The organism is Acidisphaera sp. L21 (assembly GCF_009765685.1).
Classification (GTDB): Bacteria; Pseudomonadota; Alphaproteobacteria; order Acetobacterales; family Acetobacteraceae; genus LMUY01.
Map to the genome: position 1 here is coordinate 44,780 of NZ_LMUY01000145.1, position 12,432 is coordinate 57,211.

Here is a 12,432-nt window from a genome sequence, read left to right on the forward strand (position 1 = left end):
GCGTTCGCCGGGCGTCAGCGTTGGCGCGGCGCGCAGGAGGGCTTGGGTGTAGGGATGGCGTGGATTGTCGAACACCTGGTCCGCCGTGCCGGCCTCCACCACGCGGCCGAGATACATGACGGCCACGTGGTGGGCGAGGTGGCGGACGACGCGCAGGTCGTGGGAGACGAAGACCATCGCCAGGCCGAGGCGTTCCTGCATGTCGAGCAGGAGGTTCAGGATTTGCGCCTGCACGGAGACGTCCAGGGCGGAGACGATTTCGTCGGCGACCAGGAGTTCGGGTTCGACGGTGAGCGCGCGGGCGATGGCGAGGCGTTGGCGCTGGCCGCCGGAGAAGGCGTGGGGCAGACGGTCCGCGGAATCGCCGGGGAGGCGGACCAGCTCCAGCAATTCCTTCACCCGGGCGGGAATTTTGCCGGCGGGGAGCATGCGGTGGACGCGCAGTGCCTCGCCCAGCATTTCACCCGCGGTCATGCGGGGGTTCAGGCTGCCATACGGGTCCTGGAATACCATTTGGACCCGGCGGTGATAGCGGCGCAGGGCGGCGCCGCGGAGGGCGCGCACGTCCTGGCCGTCGAAATCGATCTGGCCGGAATCGACGTCCAGTAGCCGCACCAGGGCGCGCGCGAGGGTGGATTTGCCGCAGCCGGATTCGCCGACGATGGCCAGGGTTTCGCCCTTCTGCACCGCGATGCTGACGCCGGCCAGGGCGCGGACGACGGGGCGGGGGCCGCCCTCCATCATCTGGCGCAGGCTGCGCCGCACGGGGAAGCCCCGCTCCAGATCGTCGGCCCGGAGCAGCGCGGTCACGCGGCCATCACCGTTTCGGCGCGGATGCAGGCGCTGAGTTGGTCCGGTGCCGACGGCGCCAGCACGCGGTCGCCGATGCGGCAGGCATCCAACGCGAAGCCGCAGCGGGGGGCGAAGCGGCAACCGGGGGGCAACGCGCCCGGGTCGGGAGGGCTGCCGGCGATGCCTTCCAGACGCTGGCGGGCGTGGGCGGCGTCGGGGAGGGAGCGGAGCAGGCCGAGCGTGTAGGCGTGGGAGGGGCGGGTGAACAGGGTGCGGACGGGGCCGGTTTCCATCACCTTGCCGGCGTAGAGCACGGCCACGCGGTCGCAGGTGCCGGCGACGACGCCGAGGTCGTGGGTGACGATCACGACGCTCATGGCCAGTTCCTCCTTCAGGCGTAGCAGGAGCTTGAGGATCTGGTCCTGGATGGTGACGTCGAGCGCGGTGGTCGGCTCGTCCGCGAGTAGCAGTTTGGGGCCGCTGGCCAGGGCGGCGGCGATCATGGCGCGCTGGCGCATGCCGCCGGAGAACTCGTGCGGGTAGTTGGACAGGCGGCGGCTTGCGTCGGGTATGCCGACGAGGTCGAGCAATTCGGTGGCGCGGGTTTTGGCGGCGGCGCCGCGCAGGTTCAGGTGGACGCCAAGGCTCTCGGTGATTTGCAGCCCGATCGGGAGCACCGGGTTCAGCGCGGTCATTGGTTCCTGAAACACCATGGCGATCTGGCCGCCGCGGACCCGGCGCATGTCGGGTTCGGGCAAGGTGAGTAAGTCGACGCCGTTCCAGATGGCTGTGCCGGTGACCTTCGCCTGCGGGGGCAGCAGGCGGAGGATGGCGCGGAGGGACAGGCTTTTGCCGGAACCGGATTCGCCGACGATGCCGAGGGTTTCGCCGGGCGCGATGTCGAGGTCGATGCCGTCGACCGGGGTGCCGCGGCCGATTTGGACGGACAGGCCGCGGATGGAGAGCAGGGGCGTCATCGGCCGCGCCGCAGCATCGAGGCGAGGCCGTCGCCCAGCAGGCTGAAGCCGGTACCGGCGAGCACGATGGCGATGCCGGGGAAGATCGACATCCACCAGGCGGTGGTCATGAAGTTCTTGCCGTCCGCGATCAGCACGCCCCATTCGGCGGTAGGGGGCTGCGCGCCGAGGCCGAGATAGCCGAGGGAGGAGCCGAGCAGGATTTCGAGCGCCATGTCGGTCATCCAGTAGACGAGCACGGGTGCCACCGCATTGGGCAGCAAATGCCGGAAGATGATGCGGATGGGGCCGTAGCCCATGACCCGCCCGGCCGCCGCGTAGTCGCGGGAGGCCTGGGCCAATACCTCGCCGCGCATGAGGCGGGCGTAGATGATCCAGTTCACGGCGGAGACGGCGATGTACATGTTGCCGAGGCCCGGGCCGAGCACGGCGACGATGACGATGACCAGCACCAGGAAGGGGATGGTGATGAGTACGTCCACGATCCGGCGGAAGATTGCGTCGGGCCAGCCGCCGACATAGCCGAGCACGCTGCCGACCAGGGTGCCGAAGATGGCGGGAAACAGGGTGGCGAAGATCGCGATCTGCAGGTCGACGCTGGACGCCCAGATGGTGCGGGAAAGGATGTCGCGGCCGAAATTATCGGTGCCGAATGGATGCGCGAGGGTCGGTGGTTGCAGCAGGCTGCGGAAGTCGAAATTGGTCGGTGAATACGGCGCGATGTATTCCGGCACCACGGCGCAGGCCAGCAGCACCAGCAGGATCGCGGCACCGCCCAGCAGCGACCAGGGCGGCAGCACGAAGCGGCGGCGTGCCGCGATGGTTGCGCTCACTTCGACATCCGCGGGTCGAGCAGCACCTGCACCGTGTCCACCAGCAGGAACACGACGGAGACCATGATCGCCAGCACCATGGTCAGCCCCTGCACCACCGGGTAGTCGCGGGCGAAGATGCTATCGATGGTGAGGCGGCCGAGGCCGGGGATGGCGAAAACGGTTTCGGTGATGACGGCGCCGCCGACGAGGGAGCCGATGTTGAGGCCCAACAGCGTGACGGTGGAAACCCAGGCGTTGCGCAGCACGTGGCGCGTCAGGATCATGCGGCGCGGCAGGCCCTTGGCGGTGGCGAAGTTCACGTATTCGGCGTTCAGCACTTCCAGCAGCGATTGCCGCAGATTGCGCAGCAGCACGGCGGACAAGGAAAGGGCGAGCGTGAGCGCGGGCAGGAACAGGTAGTAGAGATCCTGGAAGAACCCGTTGCCGATGCCGCCGACCGGGAACCAGTGCAGCCCGGCGGCCAGCACGATGAGCAGCACCAGCCCGATGTAGAACACCGGCATGGACAGGCTGATTTGCGCCACGGTGCGGATCGCCGCGTCCATCCAGCTGCCGGGGCGCAGGGCGGAAACGAAGGCGAGCGGCACGGCGATCAGCAGGGCCAGGAAGGCGGCCATGCCGGTGAGCAGCAGGGTGATGGGCAGACCGTCCCGCACCAGGCTTATGACGGGGACGCGCATGGTGATGGAATCACCTAATTGCAGCGTGACGGTATGGACCAGGAATTCCCAGAACTGCACCGCGACCGAGCGGTCCAGGCCCAGATCGTGGTGCATTTGGGCGATGGAGGCGTCGGTGGCGCGATCGCCCAGCAGCATCAACGCCGGGTCACCCGGCAGCAGGCGCATCAGGCCGAAGATGAGCAGGGCGACCAGGACGACGGTTGCGACAATCTGCCCCAACCGCCGTCCGAGTATGGCGAGGACGTACACCGGTTAGGACTGCGTCACTTGTCCAGGTAGGTGTTGACGAAGATGTTGTTGCCCAGCGGGATCTGCACGAAATCGTGCACCTTCTTGGACAATGCGACTGGATACGGCACTTCGAATGCGAAGATGATCGGCGCGGCTTCGGCGTAACGCTCCTGAATTTCCTTGTATTCGGCGGCGCGCTTGGCCGGGTCCAATTCGGCCTGGCTCTGGTCGAACAACTCGTCGATGCGCTTGTCATCCCAGCCGGAGCGGTTGTTTTGCCGGGTGGCGTAGTAGGCGAAGATCGACGTGATTTCGTTCGGGTCGTTGATGTCGTTGGTCCAGAGCGAGGTGCGCATCTGGAAATCGCCGGCATTGTAGCGGGAGAGGCGGGTGGCGTTCTCCAACTGCTCGATTTTCAGGCGGACGCCGACCTGGCTCCAGAGTTGCTGCAGCGTGGCGAGCTTGGCTGCGTCGTCCTGGCTGCCGGCCAGCACCATGCAGGTGATGTCCATGCCGTTGGCGTAGCCCGCGTCCTTCAGCAGCGCCTTCGCCTTGGCGATGTCGTACGGATACAGCGGCTGCGGCCCGTAGGAGAGCGGGGTCGACATTGGCATGTAACTGCGGGCGGCGGTGCCGGTGCCGTAGGTGACGACCTGAATCAGCGCGTCCTTGTCGGTGGCGTAGTTCAGCGCCTGGCGCACGCGCACGTCGGAGAGCGGGTTCTTGGTGCCGTCCTTCAGCGTGGGGCGGGCGTTGAAGGCGAAGTAGTTCGTCTGCGCGGCGGGATACAGCTCCATATCGAGCTTAGGATCTGCCTTCAGCTCGGCGACACGGGAGTAGGGGACGAATTCGGCCACGTCCAACTCGCCGGCGCGCAGCTTGAGGATGCGGGTGGCGTCGTCGGGGATGATGACGAAGCGGATGGCGTCGAGGTAGGGAAGCTTCTTCCCGTCCTTGCCGTCCTTCCAGTAGTACGGGTTCTTCGACATCACCATCTCGGTGTTGCGCTTCCAACTGGTGAGCATGAACGGGCCGGAGCCGACGGGGTGATCGGCGAAGGCTTTGCTCTTGTCGTCCAGCGTGGCGCCGGGGGCGGCCATCACCAGCTTCTCCGGCATGATGCCGGAGTTGAAGGTGGCGAGCGCCTGCAGGATCACCGGATCCGGATGCGCCATGTGGAGGATGACCTGGTCGGCTCCGGCCGTGTCGACCGACTCGATGGATCCGAGGAGGAAGGCGAAGTCGCCGCCGCTCGCCTTCGTTCGGGCGCGGTCGAGGGACCATTTCACGTCCGAGAGTTCGATCGGGGAACCGTCGGAGAATTTCAGGCCGGCGCGCATGGTGAAGGTGATGGTCTTGCCGTCGTCGGAGACTTTGTAGGCGGAGGCGAGGCCTGGCTCGACACCCTTGCCGTCCGCGCTGGCGAGCAGCAGCGTGTCGTAGAGGTTCAGCGACAGCCAGATGTCGGCGTTCTGGGAGGTGTGGACGGGGTCGAGAAACTGGCTCTCGATCGCGCGGCCGAACACCAGGGTGCCGCCGCGGGTCTGTGCGAGCGCGGGGAAAGCCAGGGAGGTGGAGAGCAGGAGGGCAGCGGCGAGTCGGATCATCCCTGGCGGTCCTTTGGTTGCAACACAGACTTGCCCGTTAAGCACGCGGCATGCCAGCCTAGACTCATGACCCAACGCACGAAACTGCTGCTGACGCCCGGCCCGGTGAGCGTCTCGTATTCGACGCGCGAGGCGATGCTGACGGAATATTCCAGCGGGGATGTGGAGTTCACCGATAATCTGCGCCACGCCAGGGCGTATCTGGTGAGCGTGGCGAATGGCGGGGCCGATTACACGGCGGTGCCGGTGCCGGGCAGCGCGACCTACGCGAACGAGGCGGTGATCGCGGCGTTGGTGCCGCCGGGCCGCACGCTACTGGTGCATAGCAACGGCATCTATGGCGACCGGCTGGCGGAGATTTGTGAGGCGCTGGGCACGCCGGTGGCCATGCTGCGCACCGGGCCGTTCACGCCGCCGGCCGTGGCGGAGTTCGCGGCCATGCTGGATGCCGATCCGGCGATCAGCCACATCTTCATCGTGCATTGCGAGACCAGCACCGGGCTGATCAATCCGCTGGAGGAGGTCGCGGCCTTGTGCCGGGCGCGGGGGATCGGGTTGCTGGTCGATGCGGTGGCCTCGTTCGGGGCGATGCCGATCGATGCGCCGGCGCTGGGGCTGCAGGCGATCACGGTGTCGTCGAACAAGTGCATGGAGGGTGTGCCCGGCATCGGCTGGGCGATCGTGCAGCGCAAGGCCCTGGAGGCGGCGACCAAGCCCAAGATGCTGGCGCTGGATTTGGCGGACCAGGCGCAGCACATGGATCGCACCGGGCTGTTCCGCTTTACGCCGCCGGTGCAGGTGTTGGCGGCGTTCGCGCAGGCGTGCCGGGAGCATGCGGCGGAGGGCGGCGTCCCGGCGCGGTTGGCCCGCTACCAGGCGAATTGGCGGCGGCTGGTGGACGGGATGCGGCAAATGGGGTTTCGCGCGGCGGTGCCGGACCAGCATGCCAGCCCGATCGTGGCGACGTTCCACAATCCGGAGCATCCGGCGTTCGACTTCGACACGCTGTATCAGGGGATGAAGCGGCGCGGCTACATCATTTTCCCGGGGCGGCTGGCGCTGGCCAACACGTTTCGCATTGGCTGCATGGGCGCGGTGACGGAGACGGACATCGCCGCCGCGATGGTCGCCGTGGCGGAGACGATGGCCGAGATGGGTGTCACCGGCCTCGGCCGCGCCTAGCCCAGCCACGTCATGCCCGGCCGGTGGGCCAGAGCATGACGGTTTGGGGCATGACGGTTTGGGGGTGTTAGCTGTGGGTCGTCTCGCGCGCCTGCGTGGTTGCGGTCGTGGTCGCGCCGGGCGTGCCCGGGGCCGCGATCGTGCCGGCCGGGCGATCGGCCGTGGCCTCCATCGAGGCGTCGTCTTCCGCCATGTTCTTCTTGAACGACTTGATGCCCTTGGCGAAGTCGCCCATCAAATTGCTGACCTTGCCGCTTCCGAACAGCAGCAGGACGACGACCAGAACGATCGCCCAGTGCCAAATACTTAAACCACCCATCGATCCCTCCATGCGGGGGTGAACCGGCCCCGCGCGCATTCTTCAAGGGCCGCACACTAAGCTTGCGCGCGCCAGATGCAAATGAACCCAACGCCATTTAACTGGCGACGCGGCCCGGCGGCTTCAACTGCGTGGCCTAATTGCCCAGCAGGCGCCTCGCCTCGGCCGCATCGAGGGCGATTTGCGCCTTCAATTCGGGTAGACCGGCGAAGCGGCGTTCGGCGCGCAGGAAGTGCAGCACGGCCACGTCCAACTGCTGGCCATACAAATCGCCGGCATAGTCGAACAGATGCACCTCGACCCGGCTGATCGCGCCCTCGGCCACGGTGGGGCGGCGGCCGATATTGGCGACGCCGTAGACCAGCCGCCCGTCGATCGGGACGGTGACGGCGTAGACGCCCCGCGCGGGCTCCAATTGTGGGCCGAGCGGGATGTTGGCGGTGGGGAAGCCGATCGTGCGGCCCAGCGCATCGCCGTGGGAGACGATGCCGCGGATGCTCCAGGGGTGGCCGAGGTCGTCGGTGGCGCGCTCGGGGTAGCCGTCCTGCAGGGCGCGGCGAATGCGGGTGGAGCTGATCGGGCCTCGGGTATCGGCCAGGGGCGGGACGATGGTCAGGCCCATGCCCAATGCCTCGGCCCGGGCGGATAGCAGGCTCACGTCGCCGCCGCGGCGGTGGCCGAAGGCGAAATCCGGCCCGCTAGCGAGGTGCAGCGCGCCCAGGCCCTGGTGCAGCACCTGGGTGATGAACTCGTCCGCGGTCAGCAGGCTGAAGGTGCGGTCGAACTTCACCTCGATGACGTGTTGCACGCCGAGCGCGCCCAGTGCCTCCGCCCGGGCGGAGGGGAGGGACAGGCGGAAGGGCGGGTCGTCGGGGCGGAACAGCTCGCGCGGGTGAGGTTCGAAGGTGAGCGCGGCCAGGGGGGCGTCGGGGCGGGCGGCGTGGGCGCTGGCCAGCAACAGGGCGTGGCCGCGATGCACGCCGTCGAAATTGCCCAGCGCAACCGTGGCCCCGCGCGCCGCGGTGGGGAGGTCGCGCCAATCGGAATATCGCTGCATCACGCTTGCCGGGTCGCCTCTCGTGGTGGGAAGTTCATGTTTGTCGCGGGCGGCTGCCGGTTGGCAAGTGGGGGTGGCGGGAGGTAAATCTACCGCTCCCCCGAAAGGTTGCCCTCGCATGGACCGACACGCCGATACTGCCGCGCTGCTGTTGAGCGCGTGGCGCGATCCGTCGCAGAAGCTGAATGCGCTGCCGCATGTGCTGGCGCCGGCCGACCTGCAGGCCGCGTATGCGGTGCAGCGCCGGGTGGCGGAGGGGCTGGGGCCTATCGGCGGCTGGAAGGTGGGCGCGGCTGGGCCGGATGCGACCCCGGGTTGCGCCCCGATGCCGGCCAGTGGCGTGCAGGCCAGCCCGGGGCGGGCCATCAACAGCACCGGCACCATGCGCGGGATCGAGGCGGAGATCAGCTTCCGGATCGGTGCCGACCTGCCGCCGCGGCCGGAGCCGTATGGCCGCGCCGAGATCATCGCGGCGATTTCCTATTGTTTGCCGGCGATCGAGATCCTCGACTCCCGCTTCGTCGATCCGGACACGGTCGACAAGCTGAGCCTGGTGGCGGATTTTAGCATCCATGGCGGCTTCGTGTATGGCGCGCCTGCGGTGGATTGGCAGGGCATCGATTTCTCCCGGGAGACGGTGCGGCTGCTGGTGGACGGCAAGGAGATCAAGACTGCCACCGCCAACCCGGCGGGCGACATGATCCGGTTGATCCAGTGGCTGGCCGATACCGGGGCGCACTGGGCCGGCGGGCTGAAGGCCGGGCAATACGTCACCTGCGGTTCGTGGACGGGGAAGGATTTTGTTGGCCCGTCCGCCCAGGTGCAGGTCGAATTCGCCCATGCCGGGTCGTGCGCGGTGGAGTTTACCCCCTAATCATGCGCCTTTCCGATCTGCCGACCCCCTGTCTGGTGCTGGACCGGGGCATTCTGCAACGCAACCTGGCGACGATGGCGGTGGCGGTCGCGCGCCACGGGGTGGGGCTGCGGCCGCATATGAAGACCGCCAAGTCGATCGACGTCGCCCGCCTGGCATTGGCTGGGCAGCATGGTGCGATCACTGTCTCGACGTTGGCGGAGGCGGAGTATTTCGCCGGCCACGGCATCACCGACCAGCTCTATGCGGTGGGGATCACGCCGCAGAAGCTGGCGCAGGTGGCCAAGCTGAACGCTGCCGGCGCCGACATCGCCGTCATCACCGACGATCTGGACATGGCGCGGCTGATCGGCAAATCGCTCATTCCGGTGCGGGCGTTGATCGAGGTGGATACTGGGGAGCATCGCGGCGGGGTGACGCCCGACAGCCCGACGCTGCCGGATCTGGCGGAGGCGTTGGGCCGCAGCCTGGTCGGGGTGATGACGCATGCCGGGCACAGCTATGGCGCCCGATCACCGGAGCAGCTTGCGGTGATCGGCGAGGCGGAGCGGCTCGGGGTCAGTCAGGCTGCTACGCGGTTGCTGGAGGCGGGTCACGCGATCTCGATCGTGTCGCTGGGCAGCACGCCGACGGCGCTGCATGCGGCGCGGATGGATGGCGTGACGGAGGTGCGGGCCGGCGTCTACATGTTCGGCGACCTGTTCCAGATGCAGATCGGCAGCCACGGGCTGGACGGGATCGCGATGACGGTGCTGACCAGCGTGATCGGCCGCCACCCAGCGCAGCGCGCGCTGCTGCTGGATGCGGGCGGGCTGGCGCTGTCGAAGGACCACAGCACCGCGGCGGCACCGGTGGATTACGGGTTCGGCCTGGTGCTGGATCTGAACGGTGCGCCGACGCTGGGCGGCACCGTGATCCGGCAGGCCTATCAGGAGCACGGGGTGGTGGAGTGCGACGCCTCGCTGCCGTATCCGGACCTGCCGATCGGGGCGAAGCTGCGGGTGGCACCGAACCACACCTGCATGACGGCGGCGGCGCATGATCGGTACTATGTGGTCGATGGCACGGATGAGGTGTTGGAGATCTGGCCGCGGGTGAACGGCTGGTAGGGTCGCTACTGCCGGTTCTGCCGGTAGAGGTCCTTCGGCCAGCGGCGGTGCATCCATAGCCAGCCCTCGGGGCGCTCGCGGATCCAGCGTTCCAGGTAGTGGTTCATGGTCTGGGTGATCGCCATCATGTCGGCGTGGCGGTCGCCGGTGTCGGGCAGTTCCATCGGCGGTTCGCACACCAGGCGGAACCGCGCCGGGCCGATGCGCTGCACGTGGCCGGGGATGACTGGGCAGCGGAAGCGTAGGGCCAGGGCCGCCATGGCGGGCGCGGTCATCGCCTTGTGGCCGAACAACGTCACCTCCACGCCGTCATTCATCTTCTGATCCATCAACAGGCCCAGATAGCCGCCGGCCCGCAGGTGGGCGAGCGCGGCCTTCGCGCCGGCGGCACCTTTGGCGAACATCGGCACGGGCGCGCGCATTGCCTCGTGCCGGAGGGCGATGATCAGCTTATCCACCTCGGGGTTGGTGGCGGCGCGGAACATGGAGGAGAAGGGCAGGCCGTAGCTGGCACAGCTGGCGGGCAGCATTTCCCAATTGCCGATATGGCCGGAAAAGAAGATCGCCGGGCCACCCCTTGCAGCGAGCGCGAGGAGGGTTTCTTCACCCACCATCTCCCATCCTGGGCCGGACGGGCTGTTCTTCGGCAGGTTCGCGAGGTGGGGGAATTCACCGAGGGTGCGGCCGATATTGTCCCAGGCGCCGCGGATCACCCGGCGCCGCCCGGCCTCGTCCAGTTCCGGCATGGCCAGGCGGAGGTTGGTTTCGGCCACGCGGTTTACGGGTAGCAGCGGGCCGATGGTGCGGGTCATTGCGCCGCCCCAGTTGGACGCCCGCACCGGCCCCAGTGCGCGGAACAGCCGCAGGAATAGGCGAAATACCATCGCCTCGACCTGGAACGTCAGGCTCATGCGACGCCGCGCAGCAAGGTGTCGATCTGTGATTCGTGGGCCCAGCGGAGGGAGACACCGGCCACCAGCACCTGGGGCCGCCAGTCCGGCGGCAGGCGCACGGCGTCCTTTGGGGTGGTCACCAGTTCCGCCCCCAGTTTCGTAGCCCGGCGGCGCAGGCTTTCCAGTTCGCCGAGGTGGAAGACGTGATGGTCGGGAAAGGCGCGCTCACCCACGATGATTGCGCCGGCCTCGGCCAGGGTTGCGAAGAACTTGGACGGGCGGCCGATGCCGGCGAAGGCGACGACCCGGCGACCGCGCAACTGCGGTGACTCCGGCTGCAGGGTGGCGCCCAGCACGGCCAGGCGGGCCGGCAGCAGCGCGCCGATATCCACCCGTTCCTCCCCGATGACCACGGCGGCATGGCAGCGGGCGGCGCAGGCGGCGACGGGTTCGCGCAGTGGCCCGGCGGGCAGCACGCGGCCGTTGCCGAAGCCGGCGACGCCGTCGATCACCAGGAACGCCAAATCCTTCACCAGGCCGGGGTTCTGCAACCCGTCATCCATCACCAGCACCGTCGCCCCGGCTTCCACCGCGGCCTTGGCGCTGGCGACGCGATCGGCGCCGACGAAGGTTGGTGCGATGGCGCCGAGCAGCATCGCCTCGTCGCCGACGTCCTTCACTTCGTGCCCCAGGGTTACGCGGGACACGCCAGTCACCCGGCCGCGATAGCCGCGGGTGAGGAAGGCGACGTGGGCGCCGCGCGCGATCAGGCGCTGGCCGAGGTCGATGGCCAGCGTGGTTTTGCCCGCACCGCCCACGCCGACATTGCCGCAGCACACCACTGGGACGGGCGCGCGCCAACCGGGCTGGGCCATGCGCCGGGCCGTGACATCCGCCACGAGGTTGCTGACGGGAGAGAGCAGCCGGGCGAGCACGCCGTCATGCTGCCAGAAGCCGGGCGCGCGCATTAGCCGGCTAGGGCCAACAGGGCCGCTGCGGCACGTTGCGGCAGGTCGGCATCGGCGCTTGCTGCTGATTGTGCCGCGTGCCCGGCCGTGTGGCGGGCGGCTGGGTCGCGCAGGGTGGCGTCGACCCAGGCGGCCAGTTCGTCGACGTCGCCGACCGTCTTCAACCCGCCCGCTTGGGTGAGGATAGCGGCCGCGTCGGCCTGGTTTTCCATCGACGGCCCGGCCACCAGCGCGCAGCCGAGCCGGGCGGCCTCCAGCGGGTTCTGGCCGCCGCCGTCGGTCACCAGGCTTTTGCCGACGAAGACCGCCGGAAACAGCCGGTACAGCAATCCCATCTCCCCCAATCCATCCGCGATCCATACGCCACTCGATGGCGGGTCGTCGCCGGCGCCGCGGCGGGGGGCTTGCAATTCCGCTGCCACCGGTGGGCCGCGGTCCGGATGCCGGGGGGCGATGGCGGTGAGCAGGCCGGGATGCAATGGGGCCAGGCGCTGGTGCACGGCGGCGGCCATCGCCTCCTCGCCAGGGTGGGTGTTGGCGGCCAGCCAGCGTGGCCGGTCGCCCAGCAGGTCGCGCAGCCGGGCTAGCTCGGCCGGGTCGGCGGGCAACGGGGCGGCGGCGAATTTCAGGTTGCCGGGGGAACTGACGTTGCGGGCGCCCAGGGCGCGCAGCCGGTCGGCGTCGGCGTCGGATTGCGCCCACACCACGTCGAACGCGCCCACGACGCGACGGGCGAATTTGGGCGCGCGGGCCCAACCGGCCTGGCTGCGGGCGGATAGGCGCCCGTTCAGCAGCATCAGCCGCACGCCGCGGCGCCTGCTGGCGGCCAGCAGGTTGGGCCACATCTCGCTTTCCAGGAACGCTGCGGCGTCGGGCTGCCAATGGTCCAGGAACCGCGCCACCC

13 protein-coding genes are annotated in these 12,432 nt (G+C 68.6%); 3 read left to right on the top strand and 10 right to left on the bottom strand.

The features are described from left to right. The 5 genes from GSQ76_RS26730 to GSQ76_RS26750 form a co-directional block, all read right to left on the bottom strand. A partial coding sequence (locus GSQ76_RS26730; RefSeq protein WP_254070652.1) for an ATP-binding cassette domain-containing protein occupies positions 1–810 on the bottom strand: 810 nt, incomplete at its 3' end. Next, positions 807–1,769 (bottom strand): ABC transporter ATP-binding protein, encoded by a 963-nt coding sequence (locus GSQ76_RS26735; protein WP_158747127.1) that lies wholly within the window; start codon positions 1,767–1,769, stop codon positions 807–809. The genes GSQ76_RS26735 and GSQ76_RS26730, both read right to left, overlap by 4 nt. After that, entirely contained in the window at positions 1,766–2,602 is an 837-nt protein-coding gene (locus tag GSQ76_RS26740; protein ID WP_158747128.1) for an ABC transporter permease, read from the bottom strand. Before GSQ76_RS26740 ends, GSQ76_RS26735 begins: the two co-directional genes overlap by 4 nt. Continuing rightward, positions 2,599–3,537: an ABC transporter permease gene (locus GSQ76_RS26745; protein ID WP_158747129.1), complete on the bottom strand. Its 939-nt coding sequence runs from the start codon at positions 3,535–3,537 to the stop codon at positions 2,599–2,601. The genes GSQ76_RS26740 and GSQ76_RS26745 overlap by 4 nt, the downstream gene beginning before the upstream one ends. A 14-nt stretch (positions 3,538–3,551) precedes the next feature. Beyond that, positions 3,552–5,126, bottom strand: a complete 1,575-nt coding sequence (locus GSQ76_RS26750) for an ABC transporter substrate-binding protein (RefSeq protein ID WP_158747130.1) — start codon at positions 5,124–5,126, stop codon at positions 3,552–3,554. 66 nt (positions 5,127–5,192) lie between these two features. On the opposite strand from GSQ76_RS26750, the gene GSQ76_RS26755 reads away from it, so the two are divergent. Next, positions 5,193–6,308, top strand: coding sequence for a 2-aminoethylphosphonate--pyruvate transaminase (locus GSQ76_RS26755; RefSeq protein WP_158747131.1), 1,116 nt, complete (start codon positions 5,193–5,195; stop codon positions 6,306–6,308). A gap of 67 nt (positions 6,309–6,375) precedes the next feature. Here GSQ76_RS26755 and GSQ76_RS26760 read toward each other — a convergent pair whose 3' ends face one another. Together GSQ76_RS26760 and ribF are read right to left on the bottom strand one after the other, a co-directional pair. Further along, positions 6,376–6,627 (bottom strand): twin-arginine translocase TatA/TatE family subunit, encoded by a 252-nt coding sequence (locus GSQ76_RS26760; protein WP_158747397.1) that lies wholly within the window; start codon positions 6,625–6,627, stop codon positions 6,376–6,378. 136 nt (positions 6,628–6,763) lie between these two features. Further along, positions 6,764–7,684: a riboflavin biosynthesis protein RibF gene (ribF, locus tag GSQ76_RS26765; protein WP_158747132.1), complete on the bottom strand. Its 921-nt coding sequence runs from the start codon at positions 7,682–7,684 to the stop codon at positions 6,764–6,766. Positions 7,685–7,802: 118 nt separating this feature from the next. Here ribF and GSQ76_RS26770 point away from each other — a divergent pair, with 118 nt between their 5' ends. Beyond that, positions 7,803–8,558 (top strand): 2-keto-4-pentenoate hydratase, encoded by a 756-nt coding sequence (locus tag GSQ76_RS26770; RefSeq protein ID WP_158747133.1) that lies wholly within the window; start codon positions 7,803–7,805, stop codon positions 8,556–8,558. A 2-nt stretch (positions 8,559–8,560) separates the two neighbouring features. Continuing rightward, positions 8,561–9,667, top strand: coding sequence for an alanine racemase (locus GSQ76_RS26775; RefSeq protein WP_158747134.1), 1,107 nt, complete (start codon positions 8,561–8,563; stop codon positions 9,665–9,667). Between the two features lie 5 nt (positions 9,668–9,672). Here GSQ76_RS26775 and GSQ76_RS26780 read toward each other — a convergent pair whose 3' ends face one another. From GSQ76_RS26780 to GSQ76_RS26790, 3 genes are all read right to left on the bottom strand, one after another. Next, a complete protein-coding gene (locus GSQ76_RS26780; protein WP_158747135.1) occupies positions 9,673–10,578 on the bottom strand; it encodes a lauroyl acyltransferase in 906 nt (301 codons plus the stop codon). Continuing rightward, positions 10,575–11,528, bottom strand: a complete 954-nt coding sequence (lpxK, locus tag GSQ76_RS26785) for a tetraacyldisaccharide 4'-kinase (protein WP_158747136.1) — start codon at positions 11,526–11,528, stop codon at positions 10,575–10,577. The genes GSQ76_RS26780 and lpxK overlap by 4 nt, the downstream gene beginning before the upstream one ends. Continuing rightward, positions 11,528–12,432: 3-deoxy-D-manno-octulosonic acid transferase (locus GSQ76_RS26790; protein WP_272482692.1), on the bottom strand; the 905-nt coding region annotated here is incomplete at its 5' end. The genes lpxK and GSQ76_RS26790, both read right to left, overlap by 1 nt.